Origin of the sequence: Nonomuraea sp. NPDC050153 (assembly GCF_044460125.1) — a bacterium.
Taxonomy (GTDB): domain Bacteria; phylum Actinomycetota; class Actinomycetes; order Streptosporangiales; family Streptosporangiaceae; genus Nonomuraea.
This window is the reverse complement of the sequence record NZ_JBITJQ010000013.1, coordinates 106,865-130,827: the sequence shown is the minus strand read 5'-3', so window position 1 is coordinate 130,827 and position 23,963 is coordinate 106,865. Positions and strand designations below refer to the sequence as shown.

Sequence of the window (23,963 nt, the reverse complement as noted above, 5' to 3'; positions counted from 1 at the left end):
GTCGGGGAGCGCGTCAACAAAGGTACGGTGGGACCGTGATCGACGACGGGACTGCACCGACGGGCGATCGGGCGGCGCTGGCGGGGGACTGGACCGCGCTGGTGGGGGACTCGCCCGCCTCCCTCGCCACGGGGGCGGAGCTGCTCGCCCGCTGGTCCGAGCCGCACCGCCGCTACCACACCCTCGACCACCTCGCCGCCGTGCTCGGCGGGATCGCGCAGCTCGCGGCCCCGAGAGAGGACCTCGCGGACGACCTCCCCGCCGTGCGTCTCGCCGCCTGGTTCCACGACGCCGTCTACGACGGGCGGCCGGGCCTGGACGAGGAGCGCAGCGCCCAGCTCGCGCAGTCCAGGCTGCCCGGGTGCGGGGTGCCGGCCGGACGGGTCGCCGAGGTGGCCAGGCTGGTACGCCTCACCGCCGCCCACGACACCCTCACTGCCGGGGACCGCAACGGCGCCGTCCTGTGCGACGCCGACCTGGCCGTGCTCGGGCTGCCCGGGTACGACGACTACGCGGGCCGGATCCGGCAGGAGTACGCCCACGTGCCCGACGACCTGTTCAGGGCGGGGCGGGCCGAGGTGCTGCGCCGCCTGCTCGCCGTACCGCGCCTCTACCGGACGGAACGCGCCCGCGAGCTGTGGGAGGAACGGGCACGCGCGAACATGACCCGCGAACTGGCCACCCTCACGGCTGACCACCTCGTGTCGTAGCGGGCGGACCGGCCGGCGGCGGGACGGTGGTGCCGGCTCAGCGGGTGCCGGTGATGGGGCGTGCGGCGGCGGTTCAGCGGCGCTTGCGGCGGCGCAGGCCGGACGCGACCAGCCGCAGGAGCAGCTCACGCGAGCTGACCGCCTCGGCCCCCAGCTCCACCGCCCGGGCGTGCACGGTCTCCGGCACGTCGTAGTGATCCCGATCGAAGGCCCGCTCCGGCACCCCCAGCCGCAGGGCGAAGTCGTGCAACTCCTCCAGCGAGCGGTCGCTGACCAGATGCGACCACATCAGGCCGCGCGGCCCGGGCCAGTTGGGCGGGTCGATGAGAACGGTCACGCCGTCAAGCGTAAAGCCGCTCCCAACGACCCACGCTCACGCCGCCCGGGGCGGGACCACCCGGCTGGGTTTCATGCGGTCAAGGGCGGGACCCTGCCGCGGACCGCCAGCTCGCCCAGGTCGGACACCACGACCTCGGCGCCCGCCGCGCTCAGCTCCGCCGCCTCGGCCCCGTCCCTGGCCACCGCGACGACCAGCCCGAACCCGCCCTTCCTGCCCGCCTCCACCCCGGGCAGTGCCGCGTCCACCACCGCGGCCCTGACGGCGGGCAGCGCCAGCCGGCGCGCCGCCTCCAGGAAGAGGGCGGGGTCGGGCTTGCCTGGCAGGTTCATCAGGGCCGCGTCGTTGCCGTCCACCACCAGGTCGAACAGGTGCAGCACGCCCGCCGACGTGACCAGCTTGCGGCCGTGCAGGCTGGCGGAGACGGCCGCCGTACGGGCCCCGCGATGCCGCAGCTCGTGCAGCAGCGAGACCGTGGACGGGAACGCGGCCACCCCGTACTTCTCCACCTGGGCCATGAAGATCCGGTCCTTGGCCAGGCCGAGCCCGTGCACGGTCGCCGCGCCGGGCTCGTCGTCGGGCGAACCCTCGGGCACCGTGATGCCGCGTGCCTCCAGGAAAGTGCGGATGCCGTCGAGACGCGGGCGGCCGTCCACATGGCGCAGATAGTCGTCCCGGATGTCGAACGGTGTCGAGCGGCCGCGCAGGAACGCGTCGAAGACGTGCTTCCAGGCGGCCGCGTGCCCCCGAGCGGTGTCGGTTACCACGCCGTCGGTGTCGAACAGGACGGCGCTGATCGTGGTCAGATCGATGACAGGCTCGTTCACATTGCGAACGTAACCGCTCTACCAGGCGACGGGTAGCTCTTTGACCCCGTACACGATGGCCAGTTCCCTGAACGGCACCTCGCCCGCGACGCGCAGCCCCGGGAAGCGGCGCAGCAGCGCGGGGAAGGCGATGCGCATCTCCATCTGCGCCAGCGGCGCGCCGATGCAGCGGTGGATGCCGTGGCCGAACGCCATGTGCGAGCCCGCCGTCTCCCTGCCGGGCCGCACCCGGTCCATGTCCTCGCCCAGGGCGGGGTCGCGGTTGGCGCCGGTGAGCGAGCACAGGACCATCTCGCCCTTCTTGATCTGTACGCCGTGCAGCTCCAGATCGTCGCGGGCGAAGCGGGGGAAGGCCACCTGGACGACCGTCATGTAGCGCAGCAGCTCTTCGACGACGTCGTTGATGTACCCGTCGACCTCGCGGACCTTGGCGGCCTCCTCGGGGTTCCGCAGCAGCCACAGGGTGCCCAGGGCGAGCATGCTGGTGCTGGTGTCGTGCCCGCCGGTCAGCAGCCCGTCGGCCATGCTGGCGAGCGTACGGTCGTCCAGCTCGTCACCGTGCTCGCGCAGCAGCTGGCCGAGCAGCCCCTCCCCGGGGTTCTGCCGCTCCCGGGCGACCAGGTCGGTCAGGTAGGCCATGGCGTCGTTGATCGCCTGCAGCGACGCCTCCGGCCCGGCCGTGAAGTCGAACCGGTCCTTGCTGATCTTCACGAAGTCGGCGCGCTCCTCGTACGGGACGCCCAGCAGCTCGCACACCACCAGCGACGGGATCGGCAGCGCGAACTCCTCCACCAGGTCCACGGGGGAGCCCTTGGCCTCGATGCGGTCCAGGTGCTCCTCGACCATGGCCTCGATGCGCGGCTCCAGCCTGCGCAGGCGGCGCATGGTGAACTCCGGCGTCAGGTACTTGCGCAGCCGCGTGTGCTCGGGCGGGTCGCGGAAGCCCAGGCCGCCCGGGTCCTCCTGGTTGGAGCCCAGGCCGATCACTCCGGCGAAGTCGTTGCTGAAGCGCTCGTGGTCGCTCAGGACGCTTCGTACGTCCTCCCAGCGGGTGACGAGGTAGACGGTCTGGCTGCCGGGGATCTCCATGGGGAAGACGGGGTGCTCGGCCCGGATCCGTCCGAGCTCGCCCACAGGGTCGAACTCGTCACGCATGAACTGGACGAGGGGAAACTCATTGTCTGACATCGATATCCGTCCTGCTGGGATACATCACGCCATCTTGGGATAAATCCCTCCATAGATGGTCCCATTTGGAGCAGCGGATGTTGCCCTCCGAAAGGACGAATTTTCCCTCCCCCACGCGGCCCCCGCCGCCCCCCTCACAGACCGTCCTAGGCTTCCTGACCAGCCAGAACCCTCGTCACCTCATCCGGCGGCGGCTCGGTCCTGTCACGCGCGTGCACGGGCGGCTCGGGCAGGGGGGCCTGCGCCGACAACGCCGGTGGGGCGGGCTTGGGCTTGCGCGGCTCACGCACCCCGCCCTCGCCACCCTCCGACGGGTCGTCGAACGGGAAGTCCTTGCCGCCGGGCCAGTGCGGCTCGCCGGGCCCGAACCCGGGCATCCAGGCGGGTGCGCCGCTGGGAAGAGCGCGGCGTCTGCGTGATCGCTTGCTCACAATCCCCTCCTCGCGGCCCATTGTGCGCCCACCCCCGCCCTCCGACCACCCCCACTCCACGCCTCTATCCCCAACGCCACCCCCCGCGCACGCCGGGGGCCACGCGCCCCACTCCGGGCGTCCCGAGGTCGCGGGTCCCTCGGGTGGCAGGCCCGCTGCAGGTGTTTTCGGCCCATGCGCCGTTGAGCGTTGGTCGTGCCGCTCGGTCGATGTGCGGCTCCGATGGGCGCCCCGTAGCCCTGGGTGGACCGCGCCGGGTCACCGATGCGTTCGGGGGAGATGCCGGAACAGCAGTGAAACAGGGGCAAAATGGGGCGGCAGATGTCGTTTGGCGTACAAGATGGCGACATTCTGCGATGATCTCGTCGCATAGAGCCGGAGTTTGAGCCCCCACGGATAGTGACCAGATGCCGACATTTGAGGAAATAGCAGCCTTCGTCGCCGAGAAGCCGCTCGCCACCGCCGTCATCGCGTTGCTGAGCCTGGCCGGGCTGGCGCTGGCGTTCCTGGTGCTGAGGATCGTCTGGCGGGCCACCGCCTGGTTGTTCTCCCGCTACGTCGCCCAACGTCCCATCGAGGACGTGCTGACCATCGTCGCCGCCTCCATCGCCACCGGCGTGTCCGCGCAGGGCATGTGGCGCTTCTCCGGCGACGTGCTCGGCCTGGACGGGCCGCTGCGGCTGCTGCTGTTCGCGTTCATCGAAGTCGCGATCATCACGAGCGCGGTGCGGGCCCGCCGCAACATGCGCGAGAACTTCTCCGCCGGCATCGACGGCATCGCCGTGTGGGCGCTGACCTGCCTGACCGCCGTACTGTCCAGCATGGACGCGCGCAGCCTGCCCGAGGCGGTGTTCAGGCTCGCCGCGCCGCTGGTCGCCGCCTGGCTGTGGGAGCGCGGCATGGCCATCGAGCGGCACCGCATCCGCGGCACCGGCCGCATCAACTGGCGCCTGACGCCCGAGCGGCTGCTGGTCCGGGTCGGGCTGGCCGAGGTCAGCGACCGTACGGCGAGCGAGGTCGACGCGCACCGCCGGCTGACCAGGGTCGCGCTGGCCGCCAAGCGGGCCAAGGCGCTGCGCGACGGCGGGGCCTCCGACCGCAAGCTGCGCACCGCGCTGGCCAAGCTCGACAAGGCCATGGACCAGGCCGTCGAGCACACCGGGCTGGCCGTGAACCAGGCCCGCCAGGAGGCGCTGCTGGCCCAGATCGCCGCCCTCTACAACACCACCGCCCTCATCGACGCCGACCCCCGCGTGCCGTGGGAGCCCGAGCCCGAGCAGCACCCGGTGCCCGCCCGCCCGGCGTTGCCGCCCGCGCTGGCCGAGCTCGTCGACGAGGAGGACGAGGACATCGAGGTGCTCGACACCACCCCGCAGGTCGTCGACACCGCCCAGCGGGCGGCGCTGATGCGCCAGGCCCGCGCGTTCTGGGACCGCCAGATCGCCAAGGGCATCGTGCCGCGTACGGTGGACATCGCCCAGGAGATCGGCATCTCGCTGGCCACGGCACGCGAGTATCGTGCCCTGTGGAAGCTGGAGCCGCAGGCGCACGCCCTCATCGAGGCGCTGTTCCATCAGCACGGCATCGTCGACACGGGCGCCTTCCCCGCCATCGCGGACGACGGGCGGGTGCTGACCACCAAGTTGTAGGGGGAGCGCGGTTGCGGGAGCGCACGCTGGAGCGCGTCAGGAAACTCCTGGCCAAGGCCGAACGCACCGACAACGAGCACGAGCGGGCGACGTTCATGGCGGCCGCGTCGGCGCTGATGGCCAAGCACGGCATCGACTCGCTCCCTCCGGCGGGCACGCGGCAGACGCCCGGCGACCGGGTCGTCACCCTGCCCAACCCCTGGGCCAGGGAGAAGGCCCGGCTGGTCAGCCTGGTCGCGCAGGCCGTGCGCTGCCGTCCCCTGCTCATCGGGCGGGGCGACGGCGGGCAGCGGGTGCACGTGTTCGGGTTCGCGGCCGATCTGGAGCGGGCCGACCTGCTGGCCACGTCGCTGCTGCTGCAGATGGCGGGCGGACTGGCGCGCGTGCGGGTGCCCGACGGCGTGACCGCCGTGCGGGCGTACCGGCGGTCGTGGCTGCTGGGATTCACGGACGAGGTCTACCGGCTGCTGTGCGCGGCCGAGTCCGAGGCGGCGCGGGCCAGTACGGGCGCCGCCCTCGTCCTGGCCGACCGCCGGGCCGAGGTGGAGCGGGCGGTGGCCGCCCACTATCCGGACATCCGGGTCAGCGTGCCCAGGACGAGCGGCACGGGGTACCGGGACGGGGTCGCCGCGGGCCGCCGCGCCGACCTCGGCCGTACCGGCATGACCGCCGACACGGCGCCCGAGCTGGCCCCCGGCCGCTGACCCGCGCGGTCAGGCGAGGGCGTCGGAGACCAGGGAACGGGCCTCCTCCTGCACCTTGGCCAGGTGGTCGGGGCCGCGGAAGGACTCGGCGTAGATCTTGTAAACGTCCTCCGTGCCCGACGGCCGGGCCGCGAACCAGGCGTTCTCCGTCGAGACCTTCACCCCGCCCAGCTCGGCCCCGTTGCCGGGCGCCGTGGTCTGGACGGCGGTGATCGGCTCGCCGGCCAGCGACGACGCCTTCACCTGCGCGGCCGAGAGCCTGGCCAGCACCGCCTTCTCCGCGCGCGTGGCGGGGGCGTCGACCCGGGCGTACGCGGGCTCCCCGAACCGCTCGACCAGCTCCCGGTAGTGCGCGCCCGGCGACTTGCCGGTGACGGCCCGGATCTCGGAGGCCAGCAGCGCCAGGATGATCCCGTCCTTGTCCGTGGCCCAGACGGACCCGTCCCGCCGCAGGAAGGACGCTCCCGCGCTCTCCTCGCCCCCGAACCCCAGCGACCCGTCCAACAGCCCCGGGACGAACCACTTGAACCCGACCGGCACCTCGTACAGCCGCCGCCCCAAGGACCGCACCACCCGGTCGATGATCCCGCTGCTGACCATCGTCTTGCCGACCCCGGCGTCCGCGGGCCAGCCGTCGCGGTGCGTGTACAGGTAGGAGACGGCGACGGCGAGGTAGTGGTTGGGGTTCAGCAGGCCGCCGTCGGGGGTGACGATGCCGTGCCGGTCGGCGTCGGCATCGTTTCCGGTGGAAATGTCGTACTTATCGCGATTGGCGATGAGAGAGGCCATCGCGTACGGCGACGAGCAGTCCATCCGGATCTTGCCGTCCCAGTCGAGCGTCATGAACCGCCACGTCGGATCGACCTGCGGATTGACCACGGTCAGGTCGAGCCGGTGCCGCTCCGCGATCTCCCCCCAGTACGCCACGCTCGCCCCGCCCAGCGGGTCGGCCCCGATGCGCACCCCGGCCTCGCGGATCGCGTCCAGGTCGACCACGGACGGCAGGTCGTCCACGTACATCCCGAGGAAGTCGTAGCGCCCCGCCGCCTCCAGGGCCTTCGCGTACGAGACCCGCAGCACGCTCTCCAGCCCGCCGGCCATCAGCCGGTTGGCGCGGTCCTGGATCCACGTGGTCGCGTCGGTGTCGGCCGGACCGCCGTGCGGCGGGTTGTACTTGAACCCGCCGTCGCCCGGCGGGTTGTGCGACGGGGTGATCACGACGCCGTCGGCGAGCGCGCCGGTGCGGCCGCGGTTGTGACGCAGGATGGCGTGCGAGACGGACGGGGTCGGCGTGTAGCCGTCACGGGAGTCGATCAGCACCTGGACCCCGTTGGCGACCAGCACCTCCAGCGCGGACACCCGCGCGGGCTCCGACAGCGCGTGCGTGTCGATGCCGAGGAACAGCGGTCCGTCGGTGCCCTGCGCCCGCCGGTATTCGCAGATGGCCTGCGTGGTGGCCAGGATGTGGTCCTCGTTGAACGCCGTCCTCAGCGACGACCCCCGGTGCCCCGACGTGCCGAACGCCACCCGCTGCCCCGGGTCGCCGGGATCCGGATGCAACACGTAATAGGAGGTCACAAGCCGTGCGACGTCGACGAGGTCGGCGGGCTGGGCTGGCTGTCCTGCGCGTTCGTGCGTCATGGAGGCCACTTTACAAATCCGCCCCGGGGTAGCGGATGAGCGCGGGAGGGTGTGGGAAGGTACAGTTCGGTCGATTACTAGAACGGAGTTCGGTTCCTATGCGATTCGGTTATTTCTTGACAGAGCCCAGAGGAGACGACCCGATCGGCGGGTTGCGCGACCAGATCGCCCAGGCGGCGCAGGACGGCTTCACCTCCGCCTGGCTCTCCAACATCTTCGGCCTCGACGCCCTCACCGCCCTGGCCGCCGCCGGGAGCCAGGTGCCCGGCATCGAACTCGGCACCGCCGTCGTCCCGACCTACCCGCGCCACCCGGCCGTACTGGCCCAGCAGGCCATGACCACCAACGCCGCGCTCGGCGGGCGCCTCGCGCTCGGCGTCGGCCTGTCGCACCAGATGGTCATCGAGGGCATGTACGGCCACAGCTTCGAGCGCCCCTACCGGCACATGAAGGAGTACCTGAACATCCTGCTCCCGCTCAGCCGGGGCGAGCACGTCAAGTACGAGGGCGAGACGCTCAAGGCCGACCTCCAGCTCACCACGCCGGGCGGCGGCTTCCCGGTGCTGATCGCCGCGCTCGGCCCGCGCATGCTCAAGCTGGCCGGCACCGTGGCCGACGGCACCGTCCTGTGGATGACGGGCCCCAAGACGGTCGCCCAGCACATAGCGCCCACCATCACCGCGGCCGCCGCCGAGGCGGGCCGCGAGGCGCCCAGGATCGTCTGCGCGCTGCCGATCTGCGTCACCGACGACCCCGCCGCCGCCGTCGATCGCGCGAACGAGATCTTCGCGGTCTACGGACATCTCCCCTCCTATCGTGCGATGCTCGACAGGGAAGGCGCGGCCACTCCCGGAGACGTCGCCATCGTGGGCGACGAGGACGCGGTGCTGGCCAAGATCCAAGTGCTGCGCGAAGCCGGTGTGACCGACTTCGTCGGCTCGGTGTTCGCGAGCAGGGAACGCACGCGGGCCCTGCTGATCGGCGCCGCGAAGGGCTGACCCCACGACATCTCCATAATTCTCCGGCGGGGTGAAGATCGCTTGCTCGATGGCATTGATGTGTCCGACTGGCACAGGACCGTCGACTGGGCCGACCACGCGGAGGCCGGAGTGGCCTTCGCGTTCGCCAGAGCCACCGAGGGCGGCGACGTCACCGACAAGCTGTTCGAGCGCCACTGGAACGGTATGGGCGAGAGCCGGATCGTCCGCGGCGCGTACCACTGCGCCAGGCCCGAGGGCGACCCGATCGAGCAGGCGCGCCGCTTCCTGGCCGCGATCGACGCGGCGGGTGGGCTGCGCGCCGGCGACCTGGTCGCCCTCGCCCTGGAGACGGACGGCGGCCTGCGCCCCGAGCAGGTCGCCCGCCACGCGCGCCGCTGGTGCCACCACGTCGAGCGGCACGTCGGCGTGCGGCCGTTCGTCCACACCTTCCAGGCGTTCGCGCGTGGCGGACACTGCGCGGGTCTGGGCGAGTACCCGTTATGGATCGCCGCCCCCGAGAAGCCGCGCGGCGAGCCCGCGGTGCCGCCGCCCTGGCGGGACTGGGCCGTCCATCAGTACGTGCACAGCCCGATCGACCGCAACGTGTTCCACGGGACCCGGCAGGAGCTGACAAAGCTGGGGTTTCACCCGCGATAGCATCGGTGTTCACCAACGAAGCAGCTCCGGTGTCGAGCGCCGGGGCGCGATCCAAGGGAGTCACCGTGTCAGCCGAGCTACGCATCACCCTCGCCGGAGCCGAGCGTGTGGTCGCGGCCGGCACGACGGCCGGCGACGCACTTGAGGCCGACGGCCGTACGGTCATCGCGGCCAGGGTCAACGGCGAGCTCCGTGACCTGGCCCACCCGCTGTCCGAGGGGGACGCGGTCGAGCCGGTCGAGATCTCCAGCGAGGACGGCCGGGCCATCGTCCGCCACTCCACCGCCCACGTCATGGCGCAGGCGGTGCAGGAGCTGTTCCCCGAGGCCAAGCTGGGCATCGGGCCGCCCGTGGAAAACGGGTTCTACTACGACTTCGACGTCACTCAGGCGTTCCACCCCGACGATCTCAAGCGCATCGAGAAGCGCATGCGGGAGATCGTCAAGCAGGGGCAGCTGTTCTCCCGCCGGCCCGTCTCCGACGACGAGGCGCGTGCGGAGCTGGCGGCGGAGCCGTACAAGCTGGAGCTGATCGGGCTCAAGGGCGGCGCCGCCGACGAGGAGTCGGTCGAGGTGGGGGCCGGGCAGCTCACCATCTACGACAACCTCGACCCCAAGAGCGGCGAGCTGCAGTGGAAGGACCTGTGCCGCGGCCCGCACGTGCCGTCCACCCGGTCGATCCCGGCGTTCAAGCTCATGCGCTCGGGCGGCGCCTACTGGCGCGGCAGCGAGAAGAACCCGCAGCTCCAGCGCATCTACGGCACCGCCTGGGAGTCCCGCGAGAAGCAGGACGACTACCTCAAGCTGCTGGAGGAGGCCGAGAAGCGCGACCACCGCAAGCTGGGCGTCGAGCTCGACCTGTTCAGCTTCCCGCCGGAGCTGGGCAGCGGCCTGCCGATCTTCCATCCCAAGGGCGGCATCATCCGCAAGGAGATGGAAGACTACATGCGCCGGCGGCAGGCGGAGGCGGGCTACGAGTTCGTCAACACGCCGCACATCACCAAGTCGTCGCTGTTCGAGACCTCGGGGCACCTGCCCTGGTATGCCGACGACATGTTCCCGGCCTTCGAGCTGGAGGGCATCGAATACCGGGTCAAGCCGATGAACTGCCCGATGCACAACCTGATCTTCCGGGCGCGCGGGCGTTCCTACCGCGAGCTGCCGCTGCGGCTGTGCGAGTTCGGCTCGGTCTACCGCTACGAGAAGTCGGGCGTGGTCCACGGCCTGACCCGGGTGCGCGGCATGACGCAGGACGACGCGCACATCTACACCACCCGGGAGCAGATGGCCGATGAGATCAAGTCGCTGCTGAGGTTCGTGCTCAGCGTGCTGCGCGACTTCGGTCTGCCGGACTTCTACCTGGAGCTGTCCACCCGCGACGACTCCGACAAGTTCATCGGCGACCCGGCCGAGTGGGACGAGGCGACCGAGGCGCTGTACCAGGTGGCCACCGAGTCGGGGCTGGAGCTGGTCGACGACCCGGGCGGCGCGGCCTTCTACGGCCCCAAGATCTCCGTCCAGGCCAAGGACGCGATCGGGCGCACCTGGCAGCTGTCCACCATCCAGCTCGACCTCAACCAGCCCAAGCGCTTCGGCCTCGAATACCAGGCGGCGGACGGCAGCCGGCAGACGCCGGTCATGATCCACCGAGCGCTGTTCGGCTCCGTCGAGCGCTTCCTCGGCGTGCTCACCGAGCACTACGCGGGCGCCTTCCCGCCCTGGCTCGCGCCGGTGCAGGTGGTGGGCATCCCGATCGCCGACGCGCACGTGCCCTACCTGCAAGATGTCGCCAAGAAGCTGCGCGAGCGCGGCATCCGGATCGAGGTCGACGCCTCCGACGACCGGATGCAGAAGAAGATCCGCAACGCGCAGAAGGGCAAGGTGCCCTTCATGCTGCTGGCCGGTGACGACGACATCGCCAACGGCGCGGTGTCGTTCCGTTACCGGAACGGCGAGCAGAAGAACGGCGTCCCGATCGAGCAGGCCGTGGCCGAGATCGTCAACGCCGTGGAGCGCCGCGTCCAGGTCTGATCCGACGGCGAAACGGCGGGGCCTTCCGGCTCCGCCGTTGTCCGGACGGGCCGGGATCAACGGGTGAACAGGCGGAACGTGATGGCGGGGTGGCCGCCGAAGCGCTCGGCCGTCTCGTGGGCGAAGCCCTCGATGAGCTCGCGGGCGTACGACTCGGGGTCCTGGTCGGTGAGCGCCTCGATGTAGGCGCGGTGCTCCACGAGCGAGCGCACGCCGCGCTCCAGGCCGTCGGTGACGTCCACGGCGTGGGTGGGGGAGTCGGTGCCCGCGACGGCGACCCAGCGGACGCCGTTCCAGGGCCCCGCCTCCGTATCCGGAAATATCCACCTATTACCCGCGTCCCCGGCCGCGTCCAGAACGGCCCGGCCCACGGCGCGGTGGTCGGGGCTGTTCCAGTACGTCCCGCCCCAGGTGTCGTCCGGGTTCAGGGTGATCACGAGCTCGGGCCGGTGCCTGCGGATGGCGGCGGCGATGTCCTTCCTGAGCGCGATCCCGTACTCGATCACGCCGTCGGGGTGGTCGAGGAACTCCACGCTCGTCACCCCGACGACAGCCGCACTGGCCCGCTCCTCCCGCTCCCGCAACGGCCCGGCCTCGGCGGGAGCGAGCGTGTCGATGCCGGCCTCGCCCCTGGTGGCGATCAGGTACGCGACCTCGCGACCCTGGTCGGTCCAGGCGGCGATGGCGGCGGCGCAGCCGTACTCGAGGTCGTCGGGGTGCGCCACGATGGCCAGGGCGCGCTGCCAGTCGTCGGGCATGGGCTCCAGTTGATCGCTCATGGCCCACACCCTAAGGTCCGCCCTACGCGCCCGGAGGGCTTCGCGCACAGCTCGTCCGGAGCGTTCTGCGGATCGTCGGCTGGGGTGGAGTCGGGCGTATCGCCGCGTCGAGAGTCAGGCGTGTGCCTTGCAGGGGCGGTTGCCGCCCCGGTGAGGTGTCAGGGGGTGGCGGGGAGGGGATCGTCGTCGGGGGTGTCGCGGGGGAGGGGGCGGGGCTCGCCCGGCAGGCGGACGTCGTCGACCGTCACGTTGACCTCCGCGACCCGCATCCCGAGCATGTGGCTGACGTTCCTGGCCACGTTCGTCTTGACCTCGGAGGCGACCTCCATCACCACGTGGCCGTACTCCACCACGATGGTCACGCTCACGGACACCTGACGGTCCTGGATCTGCGCGCTCACTCCCTGGTTGGCGCGCCGGGAGCCGATGCCGATGCGGTCGCGTACGGACTCGAAGGCCCGCGCCAGGTCGCCACCGAGATCGGCGACACCGGTGACCTCGAGGGCCGCCAGGGCGGCGACCTTCTCGACCACCTCGTCGGCGACCTTGATCCGGCCCTTGACGACGGTGCCGAAGGAGGGCGTCTCCGGGGGCAGCACGCTGGTGGATGCGGGGCCGGCCTCTTCGACCGGGCCGTCGGCGGGGTCGGGGGTGTCGGCAGGTGAGAGGGAGTGGGCGGTCGGCAGGGCGTCGTGCTCGGCCAAAGCGTCGCTCATCGCGGCCTCCTGTAGACGGTGCTTGGGATTGTGCCGGAAGAGCGGGCCGTTTGTCCGTGGTCCTATGCTGCTAGGTATGCACGATCAGGCAGGGGCAGGGTCCCCCGACAACTTCGAGCGTCTGTGGACCCCGCATCGCATGGCCTACATCAAGGGCGAGAACAAACCGACGGGCAGCGGCCCCGATGACGGGTGCCCGTTCGACGCGATCCCCAAGATGAGCGACGAGGACGGCCTGATCGTCGCCCGGGGCGAGACGGTCTACGCCGTGCTCAACCTGTACCCGTACAACTCCGGCCACCTGATGGTGGTCCCCTACCGGCACGTGTCCGACTACGACGAGCTGGTGCCGGCCGAGCTGGTCGAGCTGGGGGAGTTCACGCAGAAGTCGCTGCGCGCGCTGCGCAAGGCCAGCGGCGCGCAGGGTTTCAACGTCGGCATGAACCTCGGCCACGTCGCCGGCGCCGGCATCGCCGCCCACCTGCACCAGCACGTGGTGCCCAGGTGGGGCGGCGACACGAACTTCATGCCGGTCGTGGGCCAGACCAAGGTCCTGCCGCAGCTGCTCCGCGACACCCGCCAGCTGCTCGCCGACGCCTGGGACTGACCCGCCCCCGGAGTCGGCGGAACGCCCCGCAGACCCCCTGGAACGTGGCGGTGGCTACTGCTGTGCCCGAGGGGGCGCTACCTCGTCGCGGTCGCTAAGTCCGACGAGGTACGGCCGGCGACCGGCTCGCGGTCGCGCCGCAGCACGCCGATGCCGGTGGCCAGCAGGAGGGGTACGGCCAGCGCCAGGGCCATGGACAGCACCGCCGCGCCCGAGTCGTTCACGAGCATCCCGATCACGCCGCTCACGAGCGTGCCGATCAGCCCGGCGCGCAGCGCCGGCGAGTGCTCGAACGCGGCCGGCACGACCCCGGCCGATGCCTGCTCGGGACGCAGGATCGCGTACACGAGGAAGGCGGCGGCCGCGATCACGATCGGCATCAGGTTGGGGCTGAGGAGGGTGGCGAGCATGGCGTGCAGCTTGCGCAGGATGACGTCGAACGCCTCCCCGCTCAGCACCTGCCCCACGAACCGGCCCAGGTGCGTCTGCTCGTCGGCCGGCTTCAGGTAGTTGAGCCAGGCGAACGTCATCACGATCACCCCACCGGCCACCAGGAACGCGCCCAGCTTCACCAGCGAGACCCGCTTGCCCGCCAGGAGCAGCGCGGTCACCGCGATGCCCGGCACGAACGCGATCACGCCGCCGAAGTCGCTGCCCATCCCGGACCCGCCGAGCACCATCGCGAACGTCCCCAGCACCACGATCGCGGCCAGCCCCACCCTGCCCGGCCACCGGTGCGCGATCACCGTGGTGGCCAGCAGGGTGCCGGTGGCCAGGAGCGCGAACGGGATGTTCCCCAGGCCGTAGTAGCGGGCCCCGACGTCCGCGCTGTAGCCCATGATGCTGTTGAGCTGCAACGTCGTACCGGTCAGCAGGTCGCCCGCCAGCGTGAGCGCGGTGATCCCGGCCACCACCGCCAGGGGGCCCAGCGGCCGGCGCCGCCACGGCCCCGCGAACGCCACCGCCGTGACGACCGCCGCCCACCCGAGCACCCCGGCCACCAGTTGCGGCAGGCTCGACCAGGGCAGCAGGTTGACCAGGTAGCTGGAGACGGGCAGGGCGGCCAGGGCGACGGCCGCGAAACGTACCGGCTCCAGGCCCTTGCGGCGGCGCAGCATCAGGAACGCGACCACGTAGAACAGCACCTGCAGGACGGCCACGGCCGTGAAGTAGATGCCCTTGATCGAGCGGATGGCCTGCGCGGTGGCGTCGGCCCGCTGGAGCTGCGCGAACGTCGCGCCCGGCCCGCCGACCTGCAGCGGGACGCCCACCACGGTGCCAGGGACCGGCACCCCGAGCTGGGTCAGGATGGTGGAGGTCAGGTCGGGCAGGATCGAGATGTCCTCGCGGCGGGTGGAGGCCGCGCCGAGCAGGTGGCCCTGCGCGCCGGGCTCGCGCAGCGCGGCCACCCGCAGGTGGGGCACGGAGCCGTGGTCGGACAGGCCCGCGAGCAGCACCGTCGTGTCGGCGGGCAGGACCGACAGCAGCGCGCCCGCCTTGGCGTCGGCCATCCGCAGCGCGTTACGCCGCTCGGCGGCGCTGAGCTGGTCGGGCACCTTGGGCAGCTTGCCGCCGGCCAGGTAGGGGCGGACGAGGTCGTCCACGTCCATGGCGATCATCCGGCAGCGTTCGAGGTCGGGCGTGCGGACCTGGAGCGGCGAGGAGTGGTACTGCTGGATCGCGCCCTGCCGGTCGGCCAGGCCCAGCGCGGCGCCGGGGCCGATGGCGATCGAGCACTGCCCGGCCGCCTTCAGCGACTCGCCCAGCGTGCCCGCGTTGCGCTGCCCGGCCACGTCGATGAGGTAGCGGTAGCCGGGGATGACCGCGCCCGCGCCCTGCTGCTCGGGCATGGGGGGCGCGCCGCAGCTGTATCCGGCCGCCGACCTGGTGCCCGCCGAAACAGTCAGCCAGCCGTCGTAGGGGCAGGTCACGCCGCCGACGGTACGTACGGACAGCGAGCCGATCGCGCTGGACCCGGCCAGCTCCCACAGGTTGGGGGAGTCCGCCTGGGTGATGTCGTTCCAGTGCAGGCCGGACACGCCGATCAGCGCGACCCGGCCCGCGCCGGTGTCTTTCGCTGCCTGGGCCGGACCGGTGGACAGCCCCTGGCCGAGCAGGACCTGACCGACCAGCACGGCCAGCACGACTAGCGCGCGCCTCATCCCGATGACCTTCCGTGATCGATGGTTCCGTGGCACGGTAGAGCTAGGTCATGTTCCGGCGCCACCGGACCCGACTACCCTCTCATGCGGTGCGTCTATCACGTGCGTCGTTAGGATTTGCGGGAGATGGCGCGGATGGCGTGTTTCGTGAGGCACGCGGCCCCCGGGACCGGCACCCGCCACGCTCGTCGGGCCCTTACGGGGCCGGGGTCTTCACCTTGACGGCCTTGCTCTCGTGGCCGAGGCGGTCGACGGCCGAGACCAGGTAGGTCGCGTCCGGCGTGGCCGCGAAAGACGGGCTGGTCACGACGGCGACCAGGTTGCGGGCGTCCGTGCCGTGGCAGCCCTTGCCGGACTTGGGCACCTGGTACACCGCGTACGCCCGCGCCCCCTGGGACGGCTTCCAGGACAGCTGGGAGCCGCCGGCCTTGAGGCCCGCCGGGGCGGGAGGGGCGGAGCCGCCGCGCTCCTTGATCAGGGGCAGCAGGGCGGGGCGGGAGTAGTGGTTCTTGGCGACGCGGTCCACGGACCCGATGGGGTTGGCCAGCAGGTTCTTGGCGCTGAAGTAGACCTCACCCCTCACCTGCTTGTGATCCCGGTTCACGCCCACCTCGGCGGCCAGCTCGCCGGGCTTGGTCCAGGCGCGGTCGTCCTTGGCCCCGACCCGGTAGAGCCCCTGGCCGATGTACAGCTGCACGTCCGTGCCCTTGACCTCGTCGGACCACCAGGCCGCCAGCGTGTTGTAGTCGGCCAGCTTGTGGCCGCGCGGCCAGTAGAGCTGCGGGAGCACGTAGTCGACGGTGCCCGACTTGATCCAGGCGCGCGCGTCCGCATAAATCGAGTCGTACGCGGACATGCCCGAAGTGGCGGAGCCGGTCGGGTCGTTCGACTTGTTGCGCCAGATGCCGAAGGGGCTGATCCCGAACTTGACGTACCCCTTGGTGTCGTGGACGGCCTTGTCGACCTGCGCGACGAGCGTGTTGACGTTGTCGCGCCGCCAGGCGGCGAGCTTCTTGCCGTCGCCGTACTTCGCGAACGCCGCCGCGTCGTCGAACTTCTGCCCCGCCGCCGGGTACGGGTAGAAGTAGTCGTCGAAGTGCACCCCGTCGATGTCGTAACGGGACACCACGTCCGTGATGACCTTGGTCACGTGGTCGCGGACGGCGGGCAGGCCGGGGTTGTAGTAGAGACGGCCGCCGTACTTGATCGTCCAGTCGGGGTGCTTGCGCGCCGGGTGGCCGGCGGGCAGCTTGGCGGCGCTGTCGCCGTAGGAGGCGCGGTACGGGTTGAACCAGGCGTGGAACTCCATGCCGCGCTTGTGCGCCTCGTCGATGAGGAACGGCAGCGGGTCCCAGCCGGGGTCCTTGCCGGCCGTGCCCGTCAGATATTGGGTCCAGGGCTCCAGCGACGACTTGTACAGCGCGTCGGAGGCGGGCCGGACCTGGACGAAGACCGCGTTGAGGTTGCGCTTGGCGGCGCCGTCCAGGATCTTCACGTACTCGGCCCGCTGCCGGTCGGGAGAGAGCCCCGCCTTGGCGGGCCAGTCGATGTTCTGGGTGGTGGCGATCCACACCCCGCGCAGCTCGCGCTTGGGATAGCGGGCGTCGGCCGTGCAGGCCGCGACGGGTGCGGCGGCGATGGCCGTCTTCTTCTTGCTCGCTGCTGGGCTCTCCCCGGCGCCGGGGCCGAAGACGTAGGCGGCGGAGGTGGTCACGACCGCGAGAGCAGCAGCGGCCAGGAGTGGGCGTCCAGTTCGCATAATGCCACCCAGTGTGGCAGTTGCCGCGGGATGCTCGGTACGAAAAAAAGAAATCGACTCGTGATGCTTCTGTGACAAAAGTCCATGGCTGGGCCGGGAGGGAGCAAAGCCCTCCCGGCGCCGTCCAGCCTCGTTCCGGGCCTCAGTCCGCGGTGTCGGCCACCTTGCTCGCCAGGTTCGGCGGAAGGGGCTCGTAGCGCAGGAAGGTCCGCTGGAACGTCCCGGTGCCGTGTGACATGGATCTCAGATCGATGGCGTACCGGGTGATCTCCAGCTCGGGCACCTCGGCCTTGACCAGCGTGCGTCCCGTGCCGACGGGCTCCGTGCCGAGCACCCGCCCGCGCCGCGACGACAGGTCGGACATCACCGACCCCACGTAGTCGTCGGCGACGAGCACCGACAGCTCGTCCACCGGCTCCAGCAGCAGCGTCGACACCTTCGACGCCGCCTCCTTCAGCGCGAGCTGGCCGGCGATCTGGAAGGCCATGTCGGAGGAGTCGACCGAGTGGGCCTTGCCGTCGTACAGGGTGACGCGCACGTCCACCATCGGGTAGCCGGCCACGACGCCCCGCTCCATCTGGGCCCGCACGCCCTTCTCCACCGACGGGATGAACTGCCGCGGCACCACGCCGCCCACGATCTTGTCGACGAACTCGAACCCGCCGCCCGACGGCAGCGGCTCGACCTCGAGGTGGCAGATCGCGTACTGGCCGTGGCCGCCGGTCTGCTTGACGTTGCGGCCCATCGCCTGGCACTTGCCGCCGAACGTCTCGCGCAGCGGCACCCGCAGCCCGACCCGCTCCACCTCGACGCCGTGGCGCTTGGAAAGGCGGTCGAGCAGCACGTCGGTGTGCGCCTCGCCCATGCACCACAGGACGAGCTGCCGGGTCTCGGCGTTGTTCTCCAGGCGCAGGGTCGGGTCCTCGGCCACCAGCCGCGCCAGGGCCTGCGACAGCTTGTCCTCGTCGGCCTTCGACCTGGCCCTGATCGCCACCGGCAGCAGCGGGTCGGGCATGGCCCACGCGGTCATCAGCAGCGGATGCTCGACCTCCGACAGCGTGTCGCCGGTCTCGGCCCGCGACAGCTTGGCCACCGCCACGATGTCGCCCGCCGTGCCCTTGGCCGCGGGGCGCTGCTGCTTGCCCAGCGGGCAGGTCAGGGTGCCGATGCGCTCGTCCACGTCGTGGTCCTCGTGCCCGCGGTCGGCCAGGCCGTGCCCGGACACGTGCACGGTCATGTCGGGGCGCAACGTGCCCGAGAAGACGCGTACGAGGCTGATGCGGCCCACGTACGGGTCGCTGGTGGTCTTGACGACCTCGGCCACGAGCGGGCCGTCGGGGTCGCAGGCGATGCCCTTGACCGGCTTGCCGGACAGGTCGGTGATCTCCGGCAAGGGGTGTTCGAGGGGCGAGGGGAAGCCCTGCGTCATGAGTTCGAGGATCTCCTGCGCGCCGACGCCGAGCCCGCTGCACAGCACCGGGTAGAAGCTGCCGCGCGCGACGGCCTTCTCCAGGTCCTCCACCAGGACCTTGGTGTCGATGGGCTCGCCTTCGAGATAGCGCTCCATGAGCGACTCGTCTTCGCTCTCCTGGATGATCCCCTCGATCAGCTCGCCGCGGCGCTCCTCGATCTGCGCCGCGTACTCCGCGCCCGGCTCCTTCTCCGTGCGGGTGCCCGTGGCGTAGTTGTAGAACTTCTGCGACAGCAGCCCGATCAGGCCGTTCACGTGGCCGTTGGTGATGACCGGCAGGTAAAGGGGTGCGACGCCGTCGCCGAAGACCTCCTGGCACTTCGCGAGGACCTCGTCGAACTCGGCCCGCTGGTGGTCGATCTTGGTGATCACCACCGCCCGCGGCATGCCGACCTGGGCGCACTCCTCCCACAGCATCTGGGTGAGGCCGTCGATCCCCTCGGAGGCCGGCACCACGAACAGCGCGGCGTCCGCCGCGCGCAGCCCCGCGCGCAGGTCGCCCACGAAATCGGCGTAACCTGGGGTGTCGAGAAGGTTGATCTTGATACTGTTGTGGACCAGCGGCGCCACGGCGAGGTTGACCGACCGCTGCTGCCGGACCTCGACCTCGTCGAAGTCGCTGACCGTGTTGCCGTCCTCCACGCGGCCGGCGCGCTGGACGGTGCCGGTCGCGGTCAGCAGCTGCTCGGCGAGGGTCGTCTTGCCCGCTCCGGAGTGGCCGACCAGCACGACATTGCGTATCGCATCCGCCCTGTCGGCCGTGGGTGCCCTGCCCGCGGCTCCCGCAGTGCCACCGGTGTTCTTCTCTGCCACATCAGCCTCCCGCGTCGCCGGATATTCCAACGACCGCGCCCAAGCGGAGGGTGTCTGGAAACCGCATGGACGCGGTGTGTTCACCAAATACCCCTGTGGCGGATATCACAAGGGGGGTGGGGCAAAGAAAGTTGTCAGGCGTTCCATGGCCTACGATCGGACCGCGATGCTCAAACTCCTGCGCCCGGCCATGACCCGGATACTCACCCCGCTGGGCAGGGCCCTCGTCGGCCGCGGGATCGGCCCGAACGCCGTCACGGCGATCGGCACCCTCGGCACGGTCGTCTCCGCCCTGCTCTTCTTCCCCCTGGGCCAGCTGACCTGGGGCGCTCTCGTGATCACCGTGTTCGTGCTGTTCGACCTGCTCGACGGCGTGGTGGCCCGGCTCGGCGGGAAGGGCGGCTCCACCTGGGGCGCGTTCCTCGACTCGACGTTCGACCGGGTGGCCGACGCGGCGATCTTCGCCGGCCTGATCCTCTACTTCATCTCCGAGCACGACACGCTCATGGCCGCCGTGACGCTGGTCTGCCTGATCGCGGGCTCCCTGGTGTCCTACGCCAAGGCCAGGGCGGAGGGGCTCGGGCTCACGGCCGACGTGGGGCTGGCCGAGCGGCCGGAGCGGCTGGTCGTGGCGCTCGTCGCGGCCTGTCTCGCGGGGCTCGGCGTTCCGTACATTCTTCCTGTGGGCATGTGGCTGCTCGCGGCGGCCAGCGTGTTCACGGTGGGGCAGCGCGTGCTGGCCGTCTACCGGCAGACGAGGGAGAGATGAGCGACAAGGCGTCTTTCGGCGATCGGATCGTGGCCTCGGGGTTCGCGGCGGGCTGGAAGCTCGTGCCGCTGCTGCCCGAGCGCCCGACGGCCGCGGTCTTCCGCTTCCTGGCCGACCGCGTCTGGAGCAGGCGGGGCAAGTCCGTGCGCCGGCTGGAGTCCAACCTGGCCAGGGTGACCGGGCTCGACGCGGGCAGCCGCGAGCTGCGCGAGCTCAGCAGGGCCGGCATGCGCTCGTACTTCCGCTACTTCCACGAGATCTTCCGGCTGCCGTCGATGGGCGTCGAGGAGATCGTGCGCCGCAGCCACGTCATCGGGGCCGAGCACGTCCACTCCACCGTGGCGGCCGGGCGGGGCGTGGTGCTGGCGCTGCCCCACATGGGCAACTGGGACCAGGCCGGGGCGTGGCTGGTGGGGGTGGGCCACCCGTTCGCGACCGTGGCCGAGCGGCTCAAGCCCGAGTCGCTGTTCCGCCGGTACGTCGCCTTCCGCGAGGGGCTCGGCATGGAGGTGCTGCCGCTGACCGGCGGCGACGGGCACAACTTCGGCACGCTGGCGACCCGCGTGCGCAAGGGCGGCGTCGTGTGCCTGCCCGCCGAGCGCGACCTGACCAAGGGCGGCGTCGAGGTGCGCTTCTTCGGCGGGGCGACCAAGGTCCCCGCCGGGCCGCCGCTGCTGGCCGTGCAGACGGGGGCCGCGCTGCTGCCGGCCATCCTCTACAACGTGGGCGACGACTGGGGCATCCACATCCACGAGGAGGTCCCGGTCCCGGCCGAGGGCACCCGGCAGGAGAAGGTCGCGGCGGTGGCGCAGGCGCTGGCCGACGTGTTCGAGAAGGGGATCTCCGAGCACCCGGAGGATTGGCACATGTTGCAGCGGCTCTGGCTGGAAGACCTCTCGCGATGAACATCGGCATCGTCTGTCCCTACTCGTGGGACATGCCGGGCGGGGTCAAGCAGCACGTCGACGACCTGGCCCAGGCACTGCTGGCGCAGGGGCACGAGGTGTCGGTGATCGCGCCGGCGGCCGACGACGACGATCTGCCCCCGTACGTGACGGGCGCGGGCCGGGCGATGCCGGTGCCGTACAACGGGTCGGTGGCCAGGATGTCGTTCGGCTTCCTGTCGGCCGCGCGGGTGCGGCGGTGGGTGCGCACGGGCGAGTTCGACGTGCTGCACATCCACGAGCCGCTGATCCCGAGCCTGGGCGTGCTGGCCTGCTGGGCGGCCAAGGGGCCGATCGTGGCCACGTTCCACGCGTCGTTCACGCGCTCGCGGGCCATCGCGGTGGCCGAGCCGTTACTGCGCAGCGCGCTGGAGAAGCTGGCGGGCCGCATCGCGGTCTCCGACGCGGCCCGCAAGAGCCTGGTCGAGCAGTTCGGCGGCGACGCCGTGCTGATCCCCAACGGCGTCACCGTCTCCCGCTACACCGAGGCCGAGCCGCTCGACGGCTGGGGCCCCGACGGCGCCACGATCGGCTTCCTGGGCCGGATGGACGAGGAGCGCAAGGGCCTGCCGATCCTGCTCGACGCGTTCAGGACGCTCGCGGCCCGGCGGCCCGGCCTGAAGCTGCTGCTCGCCGGACCCGGCGACGCCAAGGACGTGTACGAGCGGGTGCCGAAGGAGCTCCACGACCGGGTGACCGTGCTGGGCATGGTGAGCGAGGCCGACAAGATCCGCGCCTACCACTCGGTGGACGTGTTCTGCGCGCCCAACACGCGCGGCGAGAGCTTCGGCATCGTGCTGGCCGAGGCCATGGCGTCCGGGGCGACGGTGCTGGCCAGCGACATCCCGGCCTTCCGCAGGGTGCTGGGCGAGGGGCAGGCGGGCGCGCTGTTCGCCAACGGCGACGCGGACTCGCTGGCGCGCGAGGCCGCCGCGTTGCTCGACGCGCCCGAGCGGCGGGCCAAGCTGGCCGCCGAGGCGCTGGTGGCGGTGCGGAAGTACGACTGGTCGACGGTGGCGCGGGACGTCGTACGCGTCTACGAGACCGTCACCACGAGCGGGGCGGGGCGCGTGGAGGAAGACCTGTGACACCCACCATCGTCGTGCTGATCGCCGGCATCGTCGTCGTGCTCATGGCCGTCTACGTCTCCTGGCGCGCGGGCCGGCTCGACCGCCTGCACATCCGGCTGGAGCTGGCCCAGGAGTCGCTGGACGCCGCGCTGATGCGGCGCAGGGCGGTGGTGCTGGAGCTGGCCGGGTCGCGCCTGCTCGACCCCGCGACCTCCCTGGTGCTGGCCGCCGCCGCGCACGAGGCCAGGACGGCGGGCCCGGAGGAGCGCGAGCACGCCGAGAGCGACCTGTCGCGCGCCCTGCGCGCGGTCGTGGACCAGGAGCGGTTCAGGGAGAAGCTGTCGGAGCCGCCCGGCGGCGGCGACCTGCTGGACGAGCTCGACACGGCGGTGGCCAAGGTCGTCTACTCGCGCCGCTTCTACAACAATGCGGTTGCGGTCACGCGCACGGCGCAGCGGCGCTGGCTGGCCAGAACCCTCCGCCTGGCCGGGCATACCGAATACCCGCAATTCTTCGAGATTGATGACAATCCGCCAGCGGCTATGGCAACTGAATGACCTGATTTGGGGAAGCCAGTAAGCTTCATCCCGTTTTTCGGGCTGAAGCGAGGAGTGTTCACGTGCGGCTACCCCGGATGATCTCGGTCACACTGGCCGGCGCGGCGGTGCTGCTGCCCGTCGTGTCCTGCTCCTCCGCGGAGGAGCCCGCCCCCGGGAAGGCGCCTCAGGCCGCCACGGCCGCGCCCAGCGAGCAGCCCACCGAGGCGCCCGAGGGGCACCCGTTCACCGGCAAGCCGTACGACGAGCTGAATCCCGTGCTCGCGGTGAAGATCGAGAACACCGCGGCGGGCAAGCCGCAGCTCGGCCTCAAGAGCGCGGACATCGTCTATGTCGAGCAGGTCGAGGCGGGCCTGACCCGGCTCATGGCGGTCTTCTCCTCCAAGGTCCCGCCCAAGGTCGGCCCCGTCCGCAGCGCCCGCATCTCCGACCTGCACATCACGCCGCAGTTCGGCAAGCCGGCCTTCGCCTACTCGGGCGTGCAGACCCTGATGCTGCCGTTCGTGGCCAAGGCGTCGCTGTTCGACGTCGGCGACACGCGCAACCCCGGCGCCTACTTCCGCCAGCCGGGCCGCTTCGCCCCCTACAACCTCTTCGCCAACACCAAGCAGCTCCTGTCCAAGGCCCCCAAGGCGAGCAAGGCCAAGGACATCGGCTTCACCTTCGGCGAGGCCCCGGCCGAGGGCGGCGTGGACAAGAAGTCGTACACCGTCAAGTGGCCCGCGGCGCGCTTCACCTTCGCCTGGTCGGAGGAGAAGAAGCAGTGGCTGATCTGGCAGGACGGCAAGAAGGACATGGCGGCGGAGGGCGGCCAGCTCGGCGCGCCCACGATCGTCGTCCAGTACACCAAGACCGAGCGCTCGCAGTTCCACGACAAGAACCAGAGCTACACGCCGCTCGTGCACACCACGGGCAAGGGCAAGGCGATCGTGCTGCGCGACGGCAAGGCGTACCAGGCGAACTGGGAGCGGGAATCCGAGGACACCGGCACGACGTTCACCACGCAGAGCGGCGAGCCGATGAACTTCGCGCCCGGCCAGGTCTGGGTGGCGCTCGCCAGCCGCAAACCCGTCATCCCCTAGACGCCTACCTGTCTAACTATGGCGATAAATCCTGACATCTTGGCATGTCGGGGGAGGGGTCCTTCAGGACCTACCATGGG

At 71.1% G+C, this 23,963-nt stretch carries 22 protein-coding genes; 12 read left to right on the top strand and 10 right to left on the bottom strand.

Annotated elements, in window-relative coordinates:
- Nucleotides 1-35: 35 nt before the first annotated feature.
- Complete coding sequence (locus ACIBQ1_RS29715) at nucleotides 36-710, top strand: metal-dependent phosphohydrolase (RefSeq protein WP_397282580.1); 675 nt, start codon at nucleotides 36-38, stop codon at nucleotides 708-710.
- Nucleotides 711-783: 73 nt separating this feature from the next.
- Here ACIBQ1_RS29715 and ACIBQ1_RS29710 read toward each other — a convergent pair whose 3' ends face one another.
- The 4 genes from ACIBQ1_RS29710 to ACIBQ1_RS29695 all read right to left on the bottom strand — a co-directional run bounded on the left by ACIBQ1_RS29710 (nucleotide 784) and on the right by ACIBQ1_RS29695 (nucleotide 3,493).
- Nucleotides 784-1,047, bottom strand: a complete 264-nt coding sequence (locus ACIBQ1_RS29710) for a DUF4031 domain-containing protein (RefSeq protein ID WP_364842992.1) — start codon at nucleotides 1,045-1,047, stop codon at nucleotides 784-786.
- Nucleotides 1,048-1,118: 71 nt separating this feature from the next.
- Nucleotides 1,119-1,874, bottom strand: a complete 756-nt coding sequence (locus tag ACIBQ1_RS29705) for an HAD family hydrolase (RefSeq protein WP_397282579.1) — start codon at nucleotides 1,872-1,874, stop codon at nucleotides 1,119-1,121.
- Nucleotides 1,875-1,892: 18 nt separating this feature from the next.
- Entirely contained in the window at nucleotides 1,893-3,062 is a 1,170-nt protein-coding gene (locus ACIBQ1_RS29700) for a cytochrome P450 (protein ID WP_397282578.1), read from the bottom strand.
- A 146-nt stretch (nucleotides 3,063-3,208) separates the two neighbouring features.
- On the bottom strand, nucleotides 3,209-3,493 hold the full coding sequence (locus ACIBQ1_RS29695; protein WP_397282577.1) for a hypothetical protein: 285 nt from the start codon (nucleotides 3,491-3,493) through the stop codon (nucleotides 3,209-3,211).
- Between the two features lie 407 nt (nucleotides 3,494-3,900).
- Here ACIBQ1_RS29695 and ACIBQ1_RS29690 point away from each other — a divergent pair, with 407 nt between their 5' ends.
- On the top strand, nucleotides 3,901-5,142 hold the full coding sequence (locus ACIBQ1_RS29690) for a hypothetical protein (protein ID WP_397282576.1): 1,242 nt from the start codon (nucleotides 3,901-3,903) through the stop codon (nucleotides 5,140-5,142).
- An 11-nt stretch (nucleotides 5,143-5,153) separates the two neighbouring features.
- Nucleotides 5,154-5,846, top strand: coding sequence for a DUF2786 domain-containing protein (locus ACIBQ1_RS29685; protein ID WP_397282575.1), 693 nt, complete (start codon nucleotides 5,154-5,156; stop codon nucleotides 5,844-5,846).
- Between the two features lie 9 nt (nucleotides 5,847-5,855).
- On the opposite strand, the gene pgm is transcribed toward ACIBQ1_RS29685, so the two are convergent.
- A complete protein-coding gene (gene pgm, locus ACIBQ1_RS29680) occupies nucleotides 5,856-7,487 on the bottom strand; it encodes a phosphoglucomutase (alpha-D-glucose-1,6-bisphosphate-dependent) (RefSeq protein WP_397282573.1) in 1,632 nt (543 codons plus the stop codon).
- Between the two features lie 98 nt (nucleotides 7,488-7,585).
- Between pgm and ACIBQ1_RS29675 the strand changes: the two genes are divergently transcribed.
- The 3 genes from ACIBQ1_RS29675 (at nucleotide 7,586) to thrS (ending at nucleotide 11,154) form a co-directional block, all read left to right on the top strand.
- On the top strand, nucleotides 7,586-8,485 hold the full coding sequence (locus ACIBQ1_RS29675) for a TIGR03564 family F420-dependent LLM class oxidoreductase (protein WP_397282572.1): 900 nt from the start codon (nucleotides 7,586-7,588) through the stop codon (nucleotides 8,483-8,485).
- Between the two features lie 60 nt (nucleotides 8,486-8,545).
- A complete protein-coding gene (locus ACIBQ1_RS29670) occupies nucleotides 8,546-9,124 on the top strand; it encodes a glycoside hydrolase family 25 protein (RefSeq protein ID WP_397282571.1) in 579 nt (192 codons plus the stop codon).
- A gap of 65 nt (nucleotides 9,125-9,189) precedes the next feature.
- Entirely contained in the window at nucleotides 9,190-11,154 is a 1,965-nt protein-coding gene (gene thrS / locus ACIBQ1_RS29665) for a threonine--tRNA ligase (protein WP_397282570.1), read from the top strand.
- Between the two features lie 56 nt (nucleotides 11,155-11,210).
- On the opposite strand, the gene ACIBQ1_RS29660 is transcribed toward thrS, so the two are convergent.
- Nucleotides 11,211-11,933, bottom strand: a complete 723-nt coding sequence (locus tag ACIBQ1_RS29660; RefSeq protein WP_397282569.1) for a PIG-L deacetylase family protein — start codon at nucleotides 11,931-11,933, stop codon at nucleotides 11,211-11,213.
- Between the two features lie 158 nt (nucleotides 11,934-12,091).
- Entirely contained in the window at nucleotides 12,092-12,649 is a 558-nt protein-coding gene (locus tag ACIBQ1_RS29655) for an Asp23/Gls24 family envelope stress response protein (RefSeq protein WP_397282568.1), read from the bottom strand.
- Between the two features lie 76 nt (nucleotides 12,650-12,725).
- Between ACIBQ1_RS29655 and ACIBQ1_RS29650 the strand changes: the two genes are divergently transcribed.
- Complete coding sequence (locus ACIBQ1_RS29650; RefSeq protein WP_350727156.1) at nucleotides 12,726-13,256, top strand: HIT domain-containing protein; 531 nt, start codon at nucleotides 12,726-12,728, stop codon at nucleotides 13,254-13,256.
- A gap of 77 nt (nucleotides 13,257-13,333) precedes the next feature.
- Here ACIBQ1_RS29650 and ACIBQ1_RS29645 read toward each other — a convergent pair whose 3' ends face one another.
- The 3 genes from ACIBQ1_RS29645 to ACIBQ1_RS29635 form a co-directional block, all read right to left on the bottom strand.
- Nucleotides 13,334-15,418 (bottom strand): hypothetical protein, encoded by a 2,085-nt coding sequence (locus ACIBQ1_RS29645; protein ID WP_397282566.1) that lies wholly within the window; start codon nucleotides 15,416-15,418, stop codon nucleotides 13,334-13,336.
- 196 nt (nucleotides 15,419-15,614) lie between these two features.
- Nucleotides 15,615-17,177: a glycoside hydrolase family 10 protein gene (locus tag ACIBQ1_RS29640; RefSeq protein ID WP_397282565.1), complete on the bottom strand. Its 1,563-nt coding sequence runs from the start codon at nucleotides 17,175-17,177 to the stop codon at nucleotides 15,615-15,617.
- Nucleotides 17,178-17,319: 142 nt separating this feature from the next.
- Entirely contained in the window at nucleotides 17,320-19,461 is a 2,142-nt protein-coding gene (locus ACIBQ1_RS29635) for an elongation factor G-like protein EF-G2 (protein WP_397282564.1), read from the bottom strand.
- A gap of 145 nt (nucleotides 19,462-19,606) precedes the next feature.
- Between ACIBQ1_RS29635 and pgsA the strand changes: the two genes are divergently transcribed.
- From pgsA to ACIBQ1_RS29610, 5 genes are all read left to right on the top strand, one after another.
- Nucleotides 19,607-20,230, top strand: coding sequence for a phosphatidylinositol phosphate synthase (gene pgsA / locus ACIBQ1_RS29630; RefSeq protein WP_397282563.1), 624 nt, complete (start codon nucleotides 19,607-19,609; stop codon nucleotides 20,228-20,230).
- Entirely contained in the window at nucleotides 20,227-21,135 is a 909-nt protein-coding gene (locus ACIBQ1_RS29625) for a phosphatidylinositol mannoside acyltransferase (protein WP_397282562.1), read from the top strand. Before pgsA ends, ACIBQ1_RS29625 begins: the two co-directional genes overlap by 4 nt.
- On the top strand, nucleotides 21,132-22,262 hold the full coding sequence (locus tag ACIBQ1_RS29620) for a glycosyltransferase family 4 protein (protein ID WP_397282561.1): 1,131 nt from the start codon (nucleotides 21,132-21,134) through the stop codon (nucleotides 22,260-22,262). Before ACIBQ1_RS29625 ends, ACIBQ1_RS29620 begins: the two co-directional genes overlap by 4 nt.
- Nucleotides 22,259-22,801 (top strand): hypothetical protein, encoded by a 543-nt coding sequence (locus ACIBQ1_RS29615; protein WP_397282560.1) that lies wholly within the window; start codon nucleotides 22,259-22,261, stop codon nucleotides 22,799-22,801. The genes ACIBQ1_RS29620 and ACIBQ1_RS29615 overlap by 4 nt, the downstream gene beginning before the upstream one ends.
- Nucleotides 22,802-22,863: 62 nt before the next feature.
- The gene (locus ACIBQ1_RS29610; RefSeq protein ID WP_397282559.1) at nucleotides 22,864-23,883 is read left to right on the top strand and encodes a DUF3048 domain-containing protein; all 1,020 of its coding nucleotides are present in this window, start codon (nucleotides 22,864-22,866) and stop codon (nucleotides 23,881-23,883) included.
- Nucleotides 23,884-23,963: the final 80 nt, after the last annotated feature.

What these genes read in the sequence shown, in the direction of transcription:
- ACIBQ1_RS29625 (WP_397282562.1), top strand. Translation starts at nt 20,227, where the DNA reads ATGAGCGACAAGGCGTCTTTCGGCGATCGGATCGTGGCCTCGGGGTTC.
- ACIBQ1_RS29700 (WP_397282578.1), bottom strand. Translation starts at nt 3,062, where the DNA reads ATGTCAGACAATGAGTTTCCCCTCGTCCAGTTCATGCGTGACGAGTTC.
- ACIBQ1_RS29690 (WP_397282576.1), top strand. Translation starts at nt 3,901, where the DNA reads ATGCCGACATTTGAGGAAATAGCAGCCTTCGTCGCCGAGAAGCCGCTC.
- ACIBQ1_RS29675 (WP_397282572.1), top strand. Translation starts at nt 7,586, where the DNA reads ATGCGATTCGGTTATTTCTTGACAGAGCCCAGAGGAGACGACCCGATC.
- ACIBQ1_RS29640 (WP_397282565.1), bottom strand. Translation starts at nt 17,177, where the DNA reads ATGCGAACTGGACGCCCACTCCTGGCCGCTGCTGCTCTCGCGGTCGTG.
- ACIBQ1_RS29620 (WP_397282561.1), top strand. Translation starts at nt 21,132, where the DNA reads ATGAACATCGGCATCGTCTGTCCCTACTCGTGGGACATGCCGGGCGGG.
- ACIBQ1_RS29660 (WP_397282569.1), bottom strand. Translation starts at nt 11,933, where the DNA reads ATGAGCGATCAACTGGAGCCCATGCCCGACGACTGGCAGCGCGCCCTG.
- ACIBQ1_RS29650 (WP_350727156.1), top strand. Translation starts at nt 12,726, where the DNA reads ATGCACGATCAGGCAGGGGCAGGGTCCCCCGACAACTTCGAGCGTCTG.
- ACIBQ1_RS29655 (WP_397282568.1), bottom strand. Translation starts at nt 12,649, where the DNA reads ATGAGCGACGCTTTGGCCGAGCACGACGCCCTGCCGACCGCCCACTCC.
- pgsA (WP_397282563.1), top strand. Translation starts at nt 19,607, where the DNA reads ATGGCCTACGATCGGACCGCGATGCTCAAACTCCTGCGCCCGGCCATG.
- ACIBQ1_RS29645 (WP_397282566.1), bottom strand. Translation starts at nt 15,418, where the DNA reads ATGAGGCGCGCGCTAGTCGTGCTGGCCGTGCTGGTCGGTCAGGTCCTG.
- pgm (WP_397282573.1), bottom strand. Translation starts at nt 7,487, where the DNA reads ATGACGCACGAACGCGCAGGACAGCCAGCCCAGCCCGCCGACCTCGTC.